This window comes from Caulobacter vibrioides OR37 (assembly GCF_000372645.1).
Lineage (GTDB): Bacteria > Pseudomonadota > Alphaproteobacteria > Caulobacterales > Caulobacteraceae > Caulobacter > Caulobacter vibrioides_E.
The window spans coordinates 223,621-240,582 of sequence record NZ_APMP01000002.1; the positions used below are offsets into that span (position 1 = coordinate 223,621).

The 16,962-nt window shown below is 67.4% G+C and carries 18 protein-coding genes; 4 read left to right on the forward strand and 14 right to left on the reverse strand.

The features are described 5' to 3' along the window. Positions 1-32 precede the first annotated feature (32 nt). From OR37_RS03745 to OR37_RS03770, 6 genes are all read right to left on the reverse strand, one after another. Complete coding sequence (locus tag OR37_RS03745) at positions 33-641, reverse strand: hypothetical protein (protein ID WP_004615942.1); 609 nt, start codon at positions 639-641, stop codon at positions 33-35. Between the two features lie 369 nt (positions 642-1,010). Then, on the reverse strand, positions 1,011-2,078 hold the full coding sequence (locus OR37_RS03750) for a methyl-accepting chemotaxis protein (RefSeq protein WP_004615943.1): 1,068 nt from the start codon (positions 2,076-2,078) through the stop codon (positions 1,011-1,013). Positions 2,079-2,283: 205 nt separating this feature from the next. Next, positions 2,284-4,740: a DNA topoisomerase (ATP-hydrolyzing) subunit B gene (gene gyrB / locus OR37_RS03755; protein WP_004615946.1), complete on the reverse strand. Its 2,457-nt coding sequence runs from the start codon at positions 4,738-4,740 to the stop codon at positions 2,284-2,286. Then, positions 4,737-5,900, reverse strand: coding sequence for a DNA replication/repair protein RecF (gene recF, locus OR37_RS03760; protein WP_004615948.1), 1,164 nt, complete (start codon positions 5,898-5,900; stop codon positions 4,737-4,739). The genes gyrB and recF overlap by 4 nt, the downstream gene beginning before the upstream one ends. A gap of 43 nt (positions 5,901-5,943) precedes the next feature. After that, on the reverse strand, positions 5,944-6,315 hold the full coding sequence (locus OR37_RS03765) for a VOC family protein (protein ID WP_004615950.1): 372 nt from the start codon (positions 6,313-6,315) through the stop codon (positions 5,944-5,946). 78 nt (positions 6,316-6,393) lie between these two features. Then, positions 6,394-6,681, reverse strand: a complete 288-nt coding sequence (locus OR37_RS03770; RefSeq protein WP_081612862.1) for an ArsR/SmtB family transcription factor — start codon at positions 6,679-6,681, stop codon at positions 6,394-6,396. Between the two features lie 95 nt (positions 6,682-6,776). Between OR37_RS03770 and OR37_RS03775 the strand changes: the two genes are divergently transcribed. Beyond that, positions 6,777-7,244, forward strand: a complete 468-nt coding sequence (locus tag OR37_RS03775) for a GNAT family N-acetyltransferase (protein WP_004615954.1) — start codon at positions 6,777-6,779, stop codon at positions 7,242-7,244. Here OR37_RS03775 and OR37_RS03780 read toward each other — a convergent pair whose 3' ends face one another. The 4 genes from OR37_RS03780 to hrcA form a co-directional block, all read right to left on the reverse strand. Next, positions 7,245-9,182 (reverse strand): S9 family peptidase, encoded by a 1,938-nt coding sequence (locus OR37_RS03780; RefSeq protein ID WP_004615956.1) that lies wholly within the window; start codon positions 9,180-9,182, stop codon positions 7,245-7,247. Positions 9,183-9,252: 70 nt separating this feature from the next. Beyond that, positions 9,253-10,371: a DNA polymerase III subunit beta gene (dnaN, locus tag OR37_RS03785; protein ID WP_004615958.1), complete on the reverse strand. Its 1,119-nt coding sequence runs from the start codon at positions 10,369-10,371 to the stop codon at positions 9,253-9,255. 216 nt (positions 10,372-10,587) lie between these two features. Beyond that, positions 10,588-11,214 carry a nucleotide exchange factor GrpE gene (gene grpE, locus OR37_RS03790; RefSeq protein WP_004615961.1) on the reverse strand — a complete coding sequence of 209 codons (627 nt, stop codon included), beginning with the start codon at positions 11,212-11,214 and terminating at the stop codon, positions 10,588-10,590. Positions 11,215-11,226: 12 nt separating this feature from the next. Then, the gene (gene hrcA, locus OR37_RS03795) at positions 11,227-12,303 is read right to left on the reverse strand and encodes a heat-inducible transcriptional repressor HrcA (RefSeq protein ID WP_004615963.1); all 1,077 of its coding nucleotides are present in this window, start codon (positions 12,301-12,303) and stop codon (positions 11,227-11,229) included. Between the two features lie 128 nt (positions 12,304-12,431). Between hrcA and rph the strand changes: the two genes are divergently transcribed. From rph to OR37_RS20600, 3 genes are all read left to right on the forward strand, one after another. Further along, positions 12,432-13,148, forward strand: coding sequence for a ribonuclease PH (rph, locus tag OR37_RS03800; protein ID WP_004615967.1), 717 nt, complete (start codon positions 12,432-12,434; stop codon positions 13,146-13,148). A 70-nt stretch (positions 13,149-13,218) separates the two neighbouring features. Next, a complete protein-coding gene (locus OR37_RS03805; RefSeq protein ID WP_004615969.1) occupies positions 13,219-14,196 on the forward strand; it encodes a S1C family serine protease in 978 nt (325 codons plus the stop codon). Positions 14,197-14,246: 50 nt separating this feature from the next. Beyond that, positions 14,247-15,038: a retropepsin-like aspartic protease family protein gene (locus OR37_RS20600; RefSeq protein WP_004615971.1), complete on the forward strand. Its 792-nt coding sequence runs from the start codon at positions 14,247-14,249 to the stop codon at positions 15,036-15,038. Positions 15,039-15,195: 157 nt separating this feature from the next. Here the strand turns inward: OR37_RS20600 and OR37_RS03815 are convergent, their stop codons facing one another. The 4 genes from OR37_RS03815 to OR37_RS03830 all read right to left on the reverse strand — a co-directional run bounded on the left by OR37_RS03815 (position 15,196) and on the right by OR37_RS03830 (position 16,959). Beyond that, positions 15,196-15,432 carry a helix-turn-helix domain-containing protein gene (locus OR37_RS03815; RefSeq protein ID WP_004615972.1) on the reverse strand — a complete coding sequence of 79 codons (237 nt, stop codon included), beginning with the start codon at positions 15,430-15,432 and terminating at the stop codon, positions 15,196-15,198. 17 nt (positions 15,433-15,449) lie between these two features. Next, complete coding sequence (locus OR37_RS03820; RefSeq protein WP_004615973.1) at positions 15,450-15,983, reverse strand: DUF2975 domain-containing protein; 534 nt, start codon at positions 15,981-15,983, stop codon at positions 15,450-15,452. Positions 15,984-16,078: 95 nt separating this feature from the next. Continuing rightward, positions 16,079-16,195, reverse strand: coding sequence for a hypothetical protein (locus OR37_RS03825; protein WP_004615975.1), 117 nt, complete (start codon positions 16,193-16,195; stop codon positions 16,079-16,081). 158 nt (positions 16,196-16,353) lie between these two features. Next, the gene (locus tag OR37_RS03830; protein ID WP_004615976.1) at positions 16,354-16,959 is read right to left on the reverse strand and encodes a glutathione S-transferase N-terminal domain-containing protein; all 606 of its coding nucleotides are present in this window, start codon (positions 16,957-16,959) and stop codon (positions 16,354-16,356) included. Positions 16,960-16,962: the final 3 nt, after the last annotated feature.

Sequence of the window (16,962 nt, forward strand, 5' to 3'; positions counted from 1 at the left end):
GTGACGCGCCGATCCGCCCAAGCAACTCGGTATTAGCCGCCGCAGTAAGCGGCGGTCACGCCAGCGCACGGATCGTAAGGCGCCGTCGTGGTCGTATTCGTGTTGGTGTTCGAGCCCGTGGTGCTCGCGCTGCCAGCCGTGTTGGTGTTGGCCGGAGCGGTCGACGAGACGCCTTGCAGGCTGACCAGAACGCTCGGCGCGCCCGTCGGGGTGGTCGCGGCCGTCTGGGTCACCGTGGCCGACTGACCGGTTTGGGCCAGCTGCTGGGTCACGGCCGGCGCCTGAGCGACGGTCTGAGCCATCTGCGGCGCCACGGCGGCGGCGACTTGGATGGCAACGCCGGCGCTGACCGTGCCGTTCGACACGGCGGTGATCAGGGCCTGCGAGATCGCCTGGGGCGAAGCGCCCGAAGCGGCCAGCGCGTTGGACACGGCGGCCTGGATGGCGGCCAGCTTTTCAGCCGGCGACAGGCTGGCGAAGCCCGGCTGCTGCGCGGCGGTGGCGGCGGCCGTTTGAATGGTGCTTTGCAGCGAAGCGGCCGTGGGGGCCGGCGTGGCTTGAGCCCAGACCTGGCCAGCGCCCACGGGCGCGAGCGCGACGGCCAGACTGACCGCGATGGCGCGAACGCGATTGAAAGCCATGAGGACTGCTCCCTCCAATTGATCGGCGTCCCTTTAGGACAATGTAAAAAAATGCTCCAGCCCGGATGACGATGTTTTGTCGCTTTTGCCGCCAAAACGTCTCTTCGAGGCCACACCCGGACGCGGCGATTTTAAAGAACTGACGCAAACACCCCTAGATCTGGCTTGTGACAGTCGCCATCACTTGAAAGGGCGTCACAGAATTATCGCTGTCCGCTTAACCCATAAAAGATCACGGGCCGCGCCCAATGGCAACGGTCACAACCTAGAATCAATTGGGAATGCGAAGAATCTGGTCGCTTTCGCGTATCAGGCGACCAAATAGCTCCAAATATCCGCAAATCTTAAAGTTAAGATTGGGGGGCACCGCTAGGCCGCGACGGTGGATACGTCCGAAGCCTGCCCCGCTTGGACGAGACAGCCGTACCATCCCAGGCCCGAATAGGTCTCGTAGCCGGGCGTCAGGGCGTATCCGACGGTGCTGTCGCCGTCGGCGTAGCTGCCCATGGGCCCGCCGGAAACGTCCAGCGGAAAGATCTCGGTCAGCACGCCGCGATTGTCGGAGGCCGCCAGCACGCGCCCCTTCTGATCCAGAAGCAGAACGCGCGAACGTTCGCGCTCCTCGGGCGTCAGGCGCACGCCGTCGACCACGGCCTGGGCCTGGGGCCGCCAGTCGAAATGCACGCCCAGGACGCCGAGCACCTCGCCCCGGCTCTGGCCGCCCGCGCGGATGGCGGTGGCGTAGGTGGCGACCGGCGCATCGTCCAGCGCGCGGGCCCGCTCGATATCACAGGCCACGAAATCGTCCCCGCTGACCGTGCGCAGGCCCTCCCGGAACCAGGGCGCGTCCGCCACCGACAGGCCGACGACGTTCGGATACCGGCGGGGGCGCCCATTGGCGATCACGCGTCCGCGCGCATCGCAGATCCAGAGGTCGAGATAGACCGTGTAGGCGTCCAGAATCACGCCCAGCCGCTCGCTGGCGTGGCGGCGCGCGGCGACGCCATCGTCGGCCAGGCAGGCCACGACGGCCGAGTCCGTGGCCCACCACCGCACGTCGCAGGTGCGCTCGTAGAGATTTCGGTCGACGATCTCGATGGCGTTCAGGGCGAGATCCGCCAAGCGCTGACCGCGCAGATGACCCAGGATCGCCCCGCCGACGGCCGAGAGTTCGTCCAGATCGGCGCGAACCTGGCTTTCCAGCGCCGCGGCGACCGAGTCGATCTCGGTCGAGATCTTCTTGAACTCCTCGGCGACGATGGCGAAACCCTTGCCCGCCTCGCCCGCGCGCGCCGCCACGATCAGGGCGTTGATCGCCAGCATCTTGGCCGCCCGGTTCACCCGAGCGATCTCGCCGATCTTGGCCCCCGCTACGCTCGACAGTCGGTCGGAAAGGTCCAGGATCCTTTCCGGACGAAGACTGACGTCTGACTCCATACTCCGCACACCCCACGCGAACGCCCGGGCGAATCGCCCAACTCCAGGAAGATGGCGCCCGCCTTAAGGCCGGACGATACGAACGGCGGGGAGATCCGGCCTTCCCGGGATCTTTACGCACGGAAGCGCCGGCGCGCCCTGCGATTGGGCGCCCGGCGCTTGGAAAACAAACACTTGCTCGGAAACTAAGCCATAAAGCTCAGCATCAGACGTCGACCTCGGCGTCCAAGGCGTTTTCCTGGATGAACTCGCGACGCGGCTCGACGAGGTCGCCCATCAGGCGGCTGAACATGTCGTCGGCGTCGTCGGCGTGGTTGACGCGAACCTGCAGCAGGGTGCGGGCCTCCACGTCCAGGGTCGTCTCCCAGAGCTGGTCGGGATTCATCTCGCCCAGCCCCTTGTAGCGCTGAATGGTCAGGCCTTTGCGGCCGGCGTCCAGCACCGCGTTGACCAGGTCCAGCGGACCGCGGATCGTGGTCGACTTGTCCTTGCGGCGGAACACGGCGCGGCCCGAGAACACCTCCGCCAGCTTGACGGCGCGTTCGGCCAGGCGACGGGCGTCGGCGGCGTGCAGCAGGACATCGTCCAGCACGATCCGCTCGGACACGCCGCGCCGCACGCGGCTGAACACGAAGCCCGTGTCGCCGCGCTCGCCCGACCAGGGACCGTCGCCCTCCTCGGCATAGAGGTCCAGGCGCTTGGCCGCCGCGGCGGCGTCCGGCGCCTCGCCCAGCAGACCGGCCAAGGCGGCCTGTTCGATGGCGGAGGCCGGCGCGCGGGCGGCCAGGCGGTCGATATTGCCCTTGGCCGAGCGGCAGGTCTGGACCAGGGCCAGCAGGTCCTGCCCGGTCATCCGCTCGCCGGACGCCAGGTCCAGCTCGGCGCCGTCGACGCCCTCGTCCACCAGGAAGGCGTCCATCTCCGCGTCATCCTTCAGATAGCGCGAGGACTTGCCCTTGGCGGCTTTGTAGAGCGGCGGTTGGGCGATGTAGATGTAGCCGCGCTCGATCAGTTCCGGCATCTGCCGGTAGAAGAAGGTCAGCAGCAAAGTGCGGATGTGGGCGCCGTCGACGTCGGCGTCGGTCATCAGCACGATCTTGTGGTAGCGCACCTTGTCGGGATTGAAGTCGTCACGGCCGATGCCGGCGCCCAGCGCCGTGATCAGCGTGCCGATCTGATCGGACGACAGCATCTTGTCGAAGCGGGCGCGTTCGACGTTCAGGATCTTGCCGCGCAGGGGCAGGACCGCCTGATTGTCGCGATTGCGGGCCTGCTTGGCGGACCCGCCCGCCGAGTCGCCCTCGACGATGAACAGTTCGGACTTGGCCGGGTCGCGTTCCGAACAGTCGGCCAGCTTGCCGGGCAGCGAGGTAATGTCGAGCGCGCTCTTGCGCCGGGTCAGTTCCCGCGCCTTGCGCGCGGCCTCGCGGGCGGCGGCGGCCTCGGCGATCTTGCTGACGATGGCCTTGGCTTCGTTCGGGTGCTCCTCGAACCAGGTCGCGAGCCCCTCCTGGACCAGGCCTTCCACCGCCGGTCGAACCTCCGACGAGACCAGCTTGTCCTTGGTCTGCGAACTGAACTTGGGATCCGGCACCTTGACCGACAGCACGCAGGTCAGGCCCTCGCGCGCGTCCTCGCCCCCGAGGCTGACCTTTTCCTTCTTCAGGATGCCTGAGCTTTCGGCGTAGTTGGTGATGATCCGCGTCAGCGCCGCGCGGAACGCCGAAAGGTGCGTGCCGCCATCCCGCTGCGGGATGTTGTTGGTGAAGCACAGCATCTGCTCGTGGTAGCTGTCGTTCCACCAAAGGGCGAGATCGACCTCGACCTTGTCCTTGACGCCGCGCACCGTGATCGGCGCCTTCAGCAGCGGGGCCTTGGCCTTGTCCAGGTGGCGAACGAAGGCCTCGATGCCGCCCTCGTAATGCAGCTTTTCTTCCCAGGGTTCGGCGTCGCGGTGATCCTTGAACCAGATCGTCACGCCCGAATTCAGGAAGGCCAGCTCGCGCAGGCGATGCTCCAGGGTCTTCCGGTCGAATTCGATGAAGGCGAAGGTGTCCTTCGACGGGTAGAAGGTCACTTCGGTGCCCGTCAGGACCTCGCCGGCCTTCGGACCGTCCTCGCGCACCGGCGACTCCCCGGTCACCGCCAGCGAGGTCACCGCGTCGCCGCGCTCGAAGCGCATCTGATGGACCTTGCCGTTGCGGTGGATCAGCAGCTCCAGCCAGTCCGACAGGGCGTTGACGACCGAGACGCCCACGCCGTGCAGGCCGCCCGAGACCTTGTAGCTGTTCTGGTCGAATTTCCCGCCAGCGTGCAGCTGGGTCATGATGACCTCGGCCGCCGACACGCCCTCGCCTTCGTGGATGTCGGTCGGAATACCGCGTCCGTCATCGGTGACGGTCACCGAGCCATCGGCGTTGAGGATCACCTGGACCTTGGTGGCGTGGCCCGCCAAGGCCTCGTCGATGGCGTTGTCGACCACCTCGTAGACCATGTGGTGCAGGCCCGAGCCGTCGTCGGTGTCGCCGATATACATGCCCGGACGCTTGCGGACGGCGTCGAGGCCTTTCAGCACCTTGATCGAATCCGCGCCATATTCGGCGGCGACGGCCTCTTCGTTCGGGTTTTCCGGCGGGACCTGGTCTTCGGTGTTCTCGGTCATTCGTCTTCCAGAACAGTCAGGCCAGCGTCGCCCACGCGAACGCCTAGCGCCCGACCCTTGAGATGGTCGAACAGCGACTCGTCCGTGCCGGTCAGGAAGGCCTGGAGCTTGAGCGCCGTCAGTTCGTCGGCCAGAGCGGCCCGACGGGTCAGGTCGAGATGCGCGGCGACTTCGTCGAGCAGTATTACAGGATTCGGCGCGGATTCCGCACGCGAAAGTCGCGCCGCCTGAGCCAAAACCAGGTTCAGGATCAGGGCTTTCTGCTCACCGGTCGAGCATTCCGCCGCCGGACGGTCCTTCTCGACGTGGAAGATGGCCAGATCGCCCCGATGAGGACCGGTCAGGGCCCGACCGGCGGCGCCGTCGCGGGCGCGCGCGACAGTGAGCGCGGCGGCTAACCTTTCCGCGATCTCGGCGAAAGGCGCGCCGTCCAGGGCCATCCGTTCCCAGTCGCCGGTCAGGGTGAGGCGCGCCTGGGGAAAGGGGCGATCGCCGCGCCCGTCGATTTCGGCCTGCAACGCCAGAAGCGTGCGGGCCCGGGCCTGGGCCATCAAGGCGCCGCTTTCCGCGAGGCGAGCCTCCAGGGCGCCCAGCCAGGTCGCGTCCGGCGCCGTTCCGGCCTCATAGGCGTCGGTCAGCAGCCGCATTCGCTCCCGCTGGGCCTTGTCATAGGCGTTGGCGTGGGCCGCGTGGCTGGGCTCGCCGGCGAAGACCAGGCGGTCGAAGAACTTGCGGCGCTCGGAGGCCGCCTCCAGGAACAGGCGATCTTGGGCCGGCGTCAGCCAGATCGGACGAACGTGGTCGGCGAGCCGTCCCGGCGGCGCGGTCTCGCCCTCGATACGGACCGCGCGACGGGCCGCCCCGCCCTGCTCGACGCCGGTGCCCAGACGAACGGGCGCGTCCTCGCCGGCCTCGACCTCGGCGGCGACCGCCCAGGCCCGCCCCACGGCCTCGCCGGGCAGCCGGCGGCCGACCTCGGCCATGCTGGCTCCGCGCAGGCCCTTGCCGGGCGTCAGCAGGCTGATCGCCTCGAGAAGGTTGGTCTTGCCCGCCCCGTTGGCGCCGAACAGATAGACGCTGCGCCCCTCGGTCTCGAGGCGCGCCCGCTCGTAGGAGCGAAAGTCCGTCAGGGTCAGGGAGAGCAGTGCGGCCGACGCCATTGAGGCTTCTTAAGCGGTGTCGCCGGCCGACGCCATGGCCGTATCAACCGACCTTATAGCCACACAGTTTGTTGCCATCGAGATCGCGGAAATAGGCGAAATAGGCCTTGGGCATCCGCTCGCCGGGCGGGCCCTCGCACTTCGCGCCCAGCTCCAGCGCCTTGGCGTGGAAGGCGTCGACCTCCTCGACGGTTTCGAACGCGAAGCCGCCCATCATGCCGTTGCCGATGCAGGCCGGATTGCCGTCGTGCGGGCCAAGCACCCCGAACATGGAGCCATTGCCGCGATAGAGGCGGCCGCCGGACGGATGCTCGAACAGCGGCTTCATGCCGATCGAGCCCAAGAGGCCGTCATAGAAGGTCTTGGCCTTCTCCAGGTCGTTGGAACCGACCGTCAGATAGTTCAGCTTGGCCATGGGCCACCTCCCGTTTTTATACGAAACGGACCTTAGCGGCCTTATGAGCGTTGGCAATAGGACCCCTGCGTCAGCCGATCAGGGCTCGAACAGGGCCCGATGGCTATAGACCCAGGCGCCGACATCGGCGAAGCGGTCGGTGACGATCGCGCAGGTCCGCACCCGCCCGGACTTCGCGCTGGTGATCCAGCCGGCCCGCTCCAGAACCTTCAAGTGCTTCATGAACGAGGTCAGGGCCATGTCGAACGGCGCGGCCAGCTCGCCGACACTGGCCGGCCCCTGGCCCAGACGGCTCAGGATCGCCCGCCGCGTCGGATCGGCCAGCGCCAAGAAGGTGTCGTCGAGGGAAACGGCGTTGTCAGCCATATGGCTAAGTATGATGAACCGGTCGGACCAAGGCAACAGCAGCGCTTGACGGTCCATTTCATGGCTTCAAGGTGCGGCTTTGGGAACAGGGCAAGATGAACCGACTGGCTGACTTACGGGCCGCGCTGTCAGAGGATGCGATCCCAATCGCGAACCTCGTCCAGGCGGCCTATGCGCCGTGGGCGGCGCTGATCGGCCGCCCGCCGTTGCCCATGACGGTCGACTACGGCGAGGCCCTGAAGAACCACCGCTTTGACCTGCTGGAGATCAATGGCGAGGTGGTCGCCTTGATCGAGACGACGCCTAGTGGGAACCGATTGTTGATCGTGAATGTCGCCGTCTCGCCAGCCCATCAGGGCAAGGGCCTGGGCGTGCGACTGCTGAAACATGCCGAAGGCTTGGCCGTCGAAGCCGGCCTCGTTGGCGTCCGCCTCTATACAAACCAGCGCTTCGAGAAGAACATCCGTCTCTACGCCGCCCTCGGCTATCGCGTCGACCGCGAGGAAGCGCTGAACGGCGGAATCGCCATCCACATGTCGAAGGACCTGACGTCGGCGGATTGACTATTTCCCCGCCGGCAACCCCAGCACCTTCTGTAAAAACTGGGTCTCGACCTCGCGGCGGCGATCGTTGTTGGCCTTCTTCAGGAAGCCGTGGCCCTCGTCCTTGAACTGCACGTACCAGGTCTCGACGCCCTGGGCGCGCAGCTTGGCGACCACCTGGTCCGACTCCGACTTGGGCACGCGCGGATCGTTCCAGCCCTGCATGACCAGCATCGGCTTGGTGATGTTGCCCACATTGTTCATCGGCGAGATGGTCTCGAAGGCCTTCAACATCTTCGGGTCGCGTTCGTCGCCATATTCGGCCCGTCGCAGGTCGCGGCGATAGGCCTCGGTGTTCTGGAGGAACGAGACGAAGTTGCTGATGCCGTAGCGCTCGATCCCGCCGGCCATGCGGTCGGAATAGCGCGTCATCACGGCCAGCGACATGTAGCCGCCGTAGGACTGGCCGTAGACGACGACGCGGCTGGGATCGAGGTCGGGCTGGGTCTTGATCCAGTCCAGCAGCGCGCCGATGTCCTTGACCGAGTCCTCGCGCTTCTCGGCGTTGTCGAGGTTCTGATAGGCCTTGCCGTAGCCGGTCGAGCCGCGAACATTGGTGACGATCACCGCCGCGCCGAGCTCCGCCACCGAATGCTGGTGGAAGGCGTTGAAGGTCGGGCGCGACTGGCCCTCGGGTCCGCCGTGGATGTCGATGATCACCGGCGCCTTCTGGCCGGCGGCCAGCTTGGGCTTGTAGACAAAGGCCGGGATCGAGCGCTTGTCGAACGACGGGTAGCGGACCAGTTCCGGCGTCGCCAGGGCCTTGGGATCAAGACCCCCCAGCTCCGAGGCCGTCCAGCGCTCCAGCTTGCCGTCCATCACGCCCCAGCTCCAGGCGTCGCTGGCCGCGGTCGGCGTGGCCAGGCTGAAGCCCAGCTTCGACCCGTCAGGCGAGAAGGCCAGGCCCGAGACCACGCCGGCGGGCAAGGCCGGCTGAGGCAGGGCGCGGCGGGTGCGGAAGTCCTGCACGACCAGCTTCGAATAGCCGTCCTCGTTGACGACATAGGCCAGCACGCGGCCATCGTCGGACAGGGAGAAATCCTCGATGTCCCAGGGACGTTCGCCCGAAAGGATCACCTTCCCGCCGGTCGCCAGGTCGAATTGCACCAGGCGCGTGAAGTCCGAACCTTCGTCCGACAGCATCAGAAGGCCCTTGCCGTCCGGCGTGAAGATCCCGCGGCTGTAGGCGATCTTGGTCTTTGACGGATTGAGTTCGGTCAGCTTGCCGGTCGCGACGTCCAGCAGCCAGACCTTGGTCTCGTTGATCGAGAAGTAGCGGGCCAACAGCACCGTCTTGCCATCGGGCGACACCGCCACGGGCGAAACCTGACCCTGACCCTTGTGGATCACCTTTGTCGCGCCGGACGCGTCGCGCATCAGGACGTCGAAGTCGGCCGAGCCCTTGACCGCCCGCGACCAGACCAGCACCGAACCGTCCTTGGTCCAGACCGGCGACTGGTTGCGCGTGCCCGGCTCGGTCAGCTGGACGGTCTTGCCGTCGGCCGAGCGCAGGAACAGCTGGAACCACTCGTCGCCGCCGGTGTCCTTGGCGAATAGAATCTGGCCGTTCGGCAGGGCGTGGGCTTCGGCGACCGGCTCGTCATAGAAGGTGATCTGCTCGCGGGCGGCGCCAGGCGCGGCCACCACGTGCAGCTGATTGGTGTTGCCAAAGCGCGTGGTGATGATCATGCCGCCGTTCTGGGCCCAGTCGTCGAAGCCCGCCGCGCGAGCGTTCTGGTACTTGGCCAGCCCCTCACGGATCGAAGCCGGCGCGACCGGCACGTTCTCCAGGATCTGGTTGCCGATCTCGCGGCGCTCGACCGTCTGGGCGGGCGCGGGCGCGGGCGCGGCGGCGGCCAACGCCAGGATGGCGGCCGAGGCGGCGAGCAGCTTTTTCATGTCGGACCACCGAAAGCGAAACGGGCGCCCGAAGGCGCCCGCTCATTAGTTCTTCAACCCAACGACGCGGTCAAACCCGCAGCGGCATCAGCACGTACTTCACGCCCGGGTCGACCGGGTCGACCACCAGGGTCGGACTGGCCGGATCGGCGAAGCGGAACTCGGCCTGCGGCCCGGCGATCTGGCCGCAGACGTCCAGCAGGTAGCGGGCGTTGAAGCCGATCTCGAAGGGCTCGCCGTCGTAATCGACCTCGACCTCTTCCACGGCCTGGCCGGCTTCCATGTTGCGGACGGTCAGGGTGATGCGGCCCGGCTCGATGGCCAGCTTCACCGAACGGCTCTTCTCGGCCGAGATGGTCGCCACGCGGTCGACGGCCTTGGCGAACAGGTCGTTGTCCAGGGTCAGGATCTTGGCGTTGTCGCGCGGGATGACGCGCAGATAGTCCGGGAAGGCGCCGTCGATGACCTTGGAGGTCAGGGCGGCCTGGCCGAACTCGAAGCGGACCTTCTGCGGCGACAGCTGGACGTCGACCGTCTCGCCGGCCGATTCCATCAGGCGGCGGGCCTCGGCGATGGTCTTGCGCGGCACGATCACGCCCGGCAGGCCGACCGCGCCCTCCGGCGCCGGCATCTCGGCCAGGGCCAGGCGGTGGCCGTCGGTGGCCACGGCGCGCAGCTTGGTCTCGCCGCCTTCGTTGACCGTGTGGATATAGAGGCCGTTCAGATAGTAGCGGGTCTCTTCGGTCGAGATCGCGAAGCGGGTCTTGTCGATCAGCCGCATCAGCTCGTTGGTGTCGACCGCGATGCGGTTCGACAGGCCGTCGCTGCTCATCACCGGGAAGTCGCCGGCCGGCAGCACCGGCAGGTTGAAGCGCGAGCGCCCGGCCTGGATGACCAGGCGCGGATCGTCGCCGCTGAAGGTCAGGCTGACATCGGCGCCGTCGGGCAGCTTGCGGACGATTTCGTAAAGCGTATGGGCCGGGGCGGTGATCTGGCCGGGCACGTCGATCTGGGCCAGGCCCTCGTCGATGATCTCCATGTCCAGGTCGGTGGCCGAGAACGACAACTGATCGCGGTCGGCCGACAGCAGGATGTTGGACAGGATCGGGATGGTGTTGCGGCGCTCGACCACGCTCTGCACATGCCCCAGCGCCTTCAGAAGCGCCGCCCGTTCAATGGTAAGCTTCATAGTCCGGTCCAGATCGTGCGGGCGGATGCAGAATCGCCCGCTACCCCCGTGAAGAATGGACCGCCGACATTATCGTAAAGCGCGGAGGGGGAAAGGGGGCTGGGGCGCGAAAACCGCGCTGGACCCTCGTCCTTCAGGCTTCCGCGACGGACCCGGCGGATCGGCCCATGGCCTTGGTCCTCGCCGACAGCGCGGCGAGGACCAAGGCCTGGAACATCAGGCCTTGGTGTCGAAGGCCCCGCCCGAGCCTTCGCCGTCCGCGCCAGCCCCAGCGTAGGGGTTCGACCCGGCGGACGACGACTCCGGCGCGGCCGGGCCGGTCGAGCCCTTGGCCGCCACGGCGACCATGGCCGGACGCACCAGGCGGCCCATCAGCTCGTAGCCGGCCTGCAGCACCGAGATCACGCCGCCGGCCGCCACCTCGGTCGAGGGTTGTTCGGTCACGGCCTGATGCAGGTGCGGATCGAACTTCTCGCCCGGAGCGGGATCGATCTTCTTCAGGCCGTTGCGTTCGAAGGCGCCTTGCAGCTCCTTCTCGGTCATCTCGACGCCGATGATGAAGTTCTTCACCGCCGCGTCGGTCGAGTCCTTGGGGCTGTGGGCCGTGGCGCGCGCGAGGTTGTCGGCCGCGCCCAAGAGATCGCGGGCGAACTTCTGGATCGCGTAGGCGCGCGCGTCGTTCATCTCGCGCTCGGCGCGGCGCTTGGTGTTCTCGGCCTCGGCGGCGTAGCGGAGCGCCTGCTCCTTCAGCTGGGCCACTTCGAGCTTCAGGGCCTCGACTTCCTGCGAGGCGTCGTCCGTTTCGAAGGGCATGTCTTCAGCCGGCGTTTGCTCGTCGGTCATCTCGTAAAGTCCTTATCCATCCATCATGCGGCCGAGCACCCGGGCGGTGTAGTCCACCAGCGGAATGACTCGGGCATAGTTCAATCGCGCCGGCCCGATCACACCGATCGCGCCCAGCACCTTCTGACGGCCCGTCATATAGGGCGCCGCGATCACCGAGGAACCCGAAAGCGAAAAGAGTCGCGTTTCGGCCCCGATAAAGATGCGGACCGCCTCGGCCTGGCGAACGTCGTCGAGCAGGCCAATAAGCTGCCCTTTCTGCTCGAGATCGTCGAACAGCTGACGCACCCGGTCGATGTCCTCGCGCGCGCGCGCGTCGGCCAGCAGGTTGGCCTGCCCTCGAACGATCAGCGAGCGCGCGTCGCCCTCGCCCCCGCTCCAGGCGGCGAGGCCCTCCTCGACCAGGCGGGCGGCGGCCTCGTCCAGTTGCCGGCGGGCCACCGCCAGTTCGCCGTCCATCTCGACCCGCGCCTCGGCCAGGGTCCGACCGCGCAGACGGGCGTTCAGGAAGTTGGAGGCCTCGGTCAGGGCCGAGGGCGTCACCCCCGGCGGCTGGCGCATCAGGCGGTTCTCGACCTGACCGTCCTCGAACACCATGACCGCCAGGGCCTGACCACCGCCCAGCGGCACGAACTCGACATGCTTGACCCCGCCCTCGCGCACTGGCGTGACCACGATCCCGGCGCCGCCGGCCAGGCCCGACAGGATGGACGAGGCCTCGGCCAGGGCTTCCTCGAACGAGCGGCCCTTGACGGCCAGGCGCGCCTCGATGGTCCGCTTGTCGTCCTCGGGCAGGTCGCCGACCTCCAGCAAGCCGTCGACGAACATGCGCAGGCCGGCGTGGGTCGGCATCCGCCCGGCGCTGGTGTGCGGCGCGTCCAGCAGGCCCAGCTGCGCCAGGTCCTGCATGGTGTTGCGGATCGAGGCGGGCGATAGGGCCACCCCGCCCTTGGAGATGGTGCGCGAGCCCACCGGCTCGCCGGTCTCCAGGTACGACTCGACGACGCGGCGGAAGATGTCGCGCGCCCGGGCGTCCAGCTCGGTCAGGCCCGGCGCGGGCACGATCGGCCCTGGGAACAGGTGCGTCATGGGCGGCCTCTCCAGAGCGTGTCGTTTTGGACCCGGTCGGCGAACAAAAGCGGTCGGCCTCTTTCAACTGCGGCTGGCGATAGGATAAGCGGCCAGGCGAACACATTCAAATAGACCGGAGTTCCCCCATGCGTCCGTCCGAACGCGCCCCCGACCAGCTGCGCGCCGTCACGCTGGAAACCGGCGTCAACCGCTACGCCGAGGGCTCGTGCCTGATCGGCTTTGGCCACACCAAGGTGCTGGTCACCGCCACGGTCGAGGAGAGCGTGCCGGGCTGGATGCGCAACAAGGGCGCCGGCTGGGTCACCGCCGAGTACGGAATGCTCCCCCGCGCCACCCACACGCGCGGCCGCCGCGAGGCCGCCGCCGGCAAGCAAACCGGCCGCACCCAGGAGATCCAGCGCCTGATCGGCCGCTCCCTGCGCGCCGTGGTCGACCTGAAGGCTCTGGGCGAGCGCCAGATCACGCTGGACTGCGACGTCGTTCAGGCCGACGGTGGCACCCGCACCGCCTCGATCACCGGCGCCTGGGTGGCCCTGCGCCTGGCCACCCGCTACCTGCTCGACGAGGGCGTCCTGAAGACCGATCCCATCCTGGGCCAGGTGGCCGCCGTCTCGTGCGGCGTGTTCAACAACGTGCCGGTGCTGGATCTGGACTACGAGGAAGACTCCAGCGCCGAGGCCGACAGCAACTTCGTGCTGACCGGGGCCGGCGACATCGTCGAGATCCAGGCCACCGGCGAGAAGCGGGGCTTCACCCGCGCCGAGTTCGAGACCCTGTACGGGCTGGCCGAAAAGGGCATCAACGAGCTGTTCGTCCTGCAGCGCCAGGCCATCGGCGCGTAGACGCGCCCCTTGCCGGGATGGGCTAGCGGACCCAGATTCCCTGAACCACGAGGTTTTAGAGGAGTCCGCCGTGCCCACCCCGTTCAAAGGCTATGAAGTCGAAGCGCGCCTGCGGCCATCGGCCGAGGCCTATCGCTTCGACCTCGACCAGGCGCTGGCCGCGGTCGTGGCCTTGGAGGCGCACGCGCCGGCCGACGCCTACACCGCCCAGATCCTGGGAACCGAGCGCATCGGCAACGGCGTCGTGGTGGGTCCCAGCGGTCTCGTCCTGACGATGGCCTATCTGATCACCGAGGCCGAAGAGGTCTTCCTGACCCGCAACGACGGCCGCCGCGTGCCCGCCCACGTGCTGGGCCTGGACGCTCGATCGGGCCTCGGCCTTGTCCAGGCCCTGGAGCCGCTGGATCTGCCGGTGCTGACCATTGGCCATTCGCGCGGACTGGAAGACGGGGCCCCCGTGGTCGTCGCCGGGGCCGGCGGCCGCGCCCACGCCATGGCCGGCAAGATCCTGGCCCGCATCCCCTTCTCCGGCTATTGGGAATACAAGCTGGACGAGGCCCTGATCACCGCGCCAGCTCACCCGCACTGGAGCGGCGCGGCCCTGATCGGTCCCAAGGGCGACTTGGTGGGCCTGGGTTCGCTGAGCCTGGAAGGCCGCGACGCCCAGGGCGAGGCGAGGCCCATCAACATGTTCGTGCCGGCCGAACTGCTGCCGCCGATCCTCGACGACCTGGCGCGCGGCAAGACTCCTCACCCGCCGCGTCCTTGGCTTGGCGTCTTCGCCCAGGAGCTGGAGAACCACGTGGTCATCGTCGGCGTCTCGCCCAAGGGCCCGGCCGCCCGCGCCGAACTGCGCGCCGGCGACCTGATCCTGGAGGTCGACGGCCACGCGGTGTCGGACCTGGCCGAATTCTACGATCGCCTGTGGGACCTGGGCGAGGCCGGCGTCACCGTGCCGCTGAAGGTGCTGCGCGAAGGCGACGCCTTCGAGCTGGAGGTGCGCTCGATGGACCGCAACGCGCTGCTGAAGAAGCGGCGGCTGAACTGAGGACGCGCCCCGGTTGCCAGGATGGCGATCCTCATTCTAGACGGGATCGCATGACCGACAAACCTGGCCCTTGGGATCTTCCGGACGCCCCACCTTCACCGCCGGCCGCGACGCCCGCCGCTCCGCGCGACCGTCTCTGGCTATGGCTGGGCGCCCTGGCCGCCGTCGGGGTGCTCATTGCCGCCCTGGCCCACGCCTATCCGGAAGCCTTGCGGAGCGGGGACGACAAGGTCGAGCTGGTCTATCGTCTGATGCTGGTGCTGCTGGTGTCGGGCGGCCTTTTGCGCGCCGCGCGGCGGCCGTTGACCCGTCACCTGAAGCACGCGGTGATCTGGATGGCCGCCTTCGCGGTGCTGGCCTTCGGTTACGCCTATCGGACCGAGTTGGCCGACGCGCCGCGCCGGCTGCGGATGGCGTTCAATATCGGCGCGCCGATCCAGGTCGACGAGCGCACCCTCGTGGTCCCGCAGAGCGACGACGGCGCCTATGTGGTCGATGGCCTGGTCAACGGCCAGCGCGTGCGGTTCACGGTCGACACCGGCTCGACCGACACCGTGCTCAGCCCCGACGACGCCCGCCGGCTGGGCGTGGCGGTCGACAAGCTGGACTACGCCTACAAGGCCGAGACCGCCAACGGGACGGGCTATGGCGCGGTCTTCGCGGCCAAGAGCCTGGAGATCGGGTCGATCCGGCTGCGGGACGTGCCTTTGATGGTCAACAAGACGCCGATGAGCCAGTCGCTGCTCGGGATGAGCTTCCTGAAACGCTTGGACGCGTTCGAATTCCGCGGGCGCACCCTGGTGCTGAAGTGGCGCGAGGACGACCAGGGACGGGCGCTTTAGAGCGCGCTAGCGGTTTAACCGCTCACACTTAAACCTAACGCATCCCTAGAGCGTGAGGCTGAAAGTGGGAACCGGTTTCAGCTTATCTCACGCTCTAAACATTTGATTTAGAGCCTTTTTAACGCCTGAAATCGATTCCGATTTCAGGCTAAAGGCTCTAGGCTTCGTCTTCATCGTGCCCGCCGGGCGGGCCGCTTTCGAAGGTCAGCAGGTCGCCCGGCTGACAGCCCAGTTCGCGGCAAAGCGCGTCCAGGGTCGAGAACCGCACCGCGCGGGCCTTGCCGGTCTTGAGGATCGAGAGGTTGGCGATGGTCACGCCCACCCGGTCGGAAAGCTCGGTGAGCGACATGCGACGATCCAGCAAGACGCGGTCGAGGTTCACGCGGACGGGCATTCGACGGTCACTCCGGATCAGATCGTGAGTTCGGCTTCGCGGCGAAGGCGGGCGCCTTCGCGGAACACCTCGGCCAGGACGAAGACCACCAGCACCGAGAACCAGGCGGTCAGGGTGAAGCTGTCGTCGATGACCTTGGCCTTGGGCGCCAGCCAGCGCGCCATGCCCGAAAAGACGTAGCGGCCGATCTCCAGCCCGCCCAGGACGAGGCCGATCAGACGCAGACGCACGACATTGTCGGGATGGAAGGGGTCGCCGGCGGTCAGGGTGGCGAAGATCTTGCGCAGCCGCTCGACGATGACCATCCAGCCGCCCAGCAGCAACGCCCAGGCCGCCAGGGCGCCGGCGAACAGCGGGCCGTCGCGGCTGATGGCCTGCACGGCGTCGCTGATCGGCAACACCTGGGCCAGCAGTTCGGGATTGAAGCTGAACAGCAGGGCGACCAGCGTGAACAGCGACAGAAGGCTCACGAAGATCCACAGCCCGACATAGATCACATCGAGGATGATCTTCAGAAAACTCGATACCGAGCCAGGCCCCAAGGCGCGCATGGCTGCTCCCCGACAGCGACGCTAAGCAATTTGCCCCGCGTCGCGGGAGGCGTCAAAAACAGCGGCCCCCGGGCCCCTGGAAACGCGATCCGCCGTTAAAGCGTCTGCACCACGAACGCCACGGCCGACACCGGAACCGCCACGATCAGGGCGACGGTGATCGCGGTCATGATGACCTTGTCGGCGATGCTGAACAGGCGGGCGGCGGACATCGTGTTTTCCAGCTCGAGAGGCGTGGCCAGGGTCGATCCATTCGGCCCCTATCCACAGGATCAACAGATAGGGGCCAATTCCGGTTCCGCCAATCTCGATTATCGAAAAACGATATTAAACTCCGGTAATGATGCCTCTGGGCAAATCGAAGTTGCCTTTAGGTCACAGTCACGCTCGTCGCCACCATCGAGGCGCGCTTGGAAACCCGCTCGAACCAGTTGGCCAAGGCTGGCCGCCCCGCCCGCCAGTCGCTGACCCTGCGAGCATCCTGGTAGTCCAGCTGCACGGCCACGGCGATCTCGCCGATCGCGAAGCGGTCCGAGGAGAGGGCGCCTTCGGCGACAGCGGCTTCGAAGAGGTTCAGCGTCGCGGCGACGGCGCGGCCCTGGCGCTCGAAAAGATCCTGACGATGCTCGGCCTCGGGCCGCATCCGCTCGCGAACGATCATCACCGAGGCGTCGCCCAGCCCGTCGGCCGCCGCTTCCAGGGTCAGCGCCCGGCGGCGGTCGGGCTGGGCCTCGGGGATCAGGCGCGGCGCGGCCAGTCCATCCACATAGTCGGTGATGACGCCGGAATCATAGATCGCCTCGCCGTCGTCCAGGATCAGGGCCGGCACCTTGCACAGCGGGTTCTGGGCCCGCAGCGACTCGTCCTGGAACGGCGAGACCACCTCAAGCGTGAAGCGGTCCGACAACCCTTTTTCGATGGCCAGCACGCGAACCTTGCGCGCGAAGGGTGAAAGTGGCGAGTAAAGGAGCCGCATCAG

Coding starts and splice junctions, on each gene's coding strand:
- hrcA (WP_004615963.1), bottom strand. CDS start 12,303: ATGACGCACCTGTTCCCAGGGCCGATCGTGCCCGCGCCGGGCCTGACC.
- OR37_RS03780 (WP_004615956.1), bottom strand. CDS start 9,182: ATGAAAAAGCTGCTCGCCGCCTCGGCCGCCATCCTGGCGTTGGCCGCC.
- rph (WP_004615967.1), top strand. CDS start 12,432: ATGCGTCCGTCCGAACGCGCCCCCGACCAGCTGCGCGCCGTCACGCTG.
- OR37_RS03750 (WP_004615943.1), bottom strand. CDS start 2,078: ATGGAGTCAGACGTCAGTCTTCGTCCGGAAAGGATCCTGGACCTTTCC.
- dnaN (WP_004615958.1), bottom strand. CDS start 10,371: ATGAAGCTTACCATTGAACGGGCGGCGCTTCTGAAGGCGCTGGGGCAT.
- OR37_RS03820 (WP_004615973.1), bottom strand. CDS start 15,983: ATGCGCGCCTTGGGGCCTGGCTCGGTATCGAGTTTTCTGAAGATCATC.
- grpE (WP_004615961.1), bottom strand. CDS start 11,214: ATGACCGACGAGCAAACGCCGGCTGAAGACATGCCCTTCGAAACGGAC.
- OR37_RS03745 (WP_004615942.1), bottom strand. CDS start 641: ATGGCTTTCAATCGCGTTCGCGCCATCGCGGTCAGTCTGGCCGTCGCG.
- OR37_RS03770 (WP_081612862.1), bottom strand. CDS start 6,681: ATGGCTGACAACGCCGTTTCCCTCGACGACACCTTCTTGGCGCTGGCC.
- OR37_RS03830 (WP_004615976.1), bottom strand. CDS start 16,959: ATGCGGCTCCTTTACTCGCCACTTTCACCCTTCGCGCGCAAGGTTCGC.
- OR37_RS03775 (WP_004615954.1), top strand. CDS start 6,777: ATGAACCGACTGGCTGACTTACGGGCCGCGCTGTCAGAGGATGCGATC.
- recF (WP_004615948.1), bottom strand. CDS start 5,900: ATGGCGTCGGCCGCACTGCTCTCCCTGACCCTGACGGACTTTCGCTCC.
- OR37_RS20600 (WP_004615971.1), top strand. CDS start 14,247: ATGACCGACAAACCTGGCCCTTGGGATCTTCCGGACGCCCCACCTTCA.
- OR37_RS03815 (WP_004615972.1), bottom strand. CDS start 15,432: ATGCCCGTCCGCGTGAACCTCGACCGCGTCTTGCTGGATCGTCGCATG.
- OR37_RS03825 (WP_004615975.1), bottom strand. CDS start 16,195: ATGTCCGCCGCCCGCCTGTTCAGCATCGCCGACAAGGTCATCATGACC.
- OR37_RS03765 (WP_004615950.1), bottom strand. CDS start 6,315: ATGGCCAAGCTGAACTATCTGACGGTCGGTTCCAACGACCTGGAGAAG.
- gyrB (WP_004615946.1), bottom strand. CDS start 4,740: ATGACCGAGAACACCGAAGACCAGGTCCCGCCGGAAAACCCGAACGAA.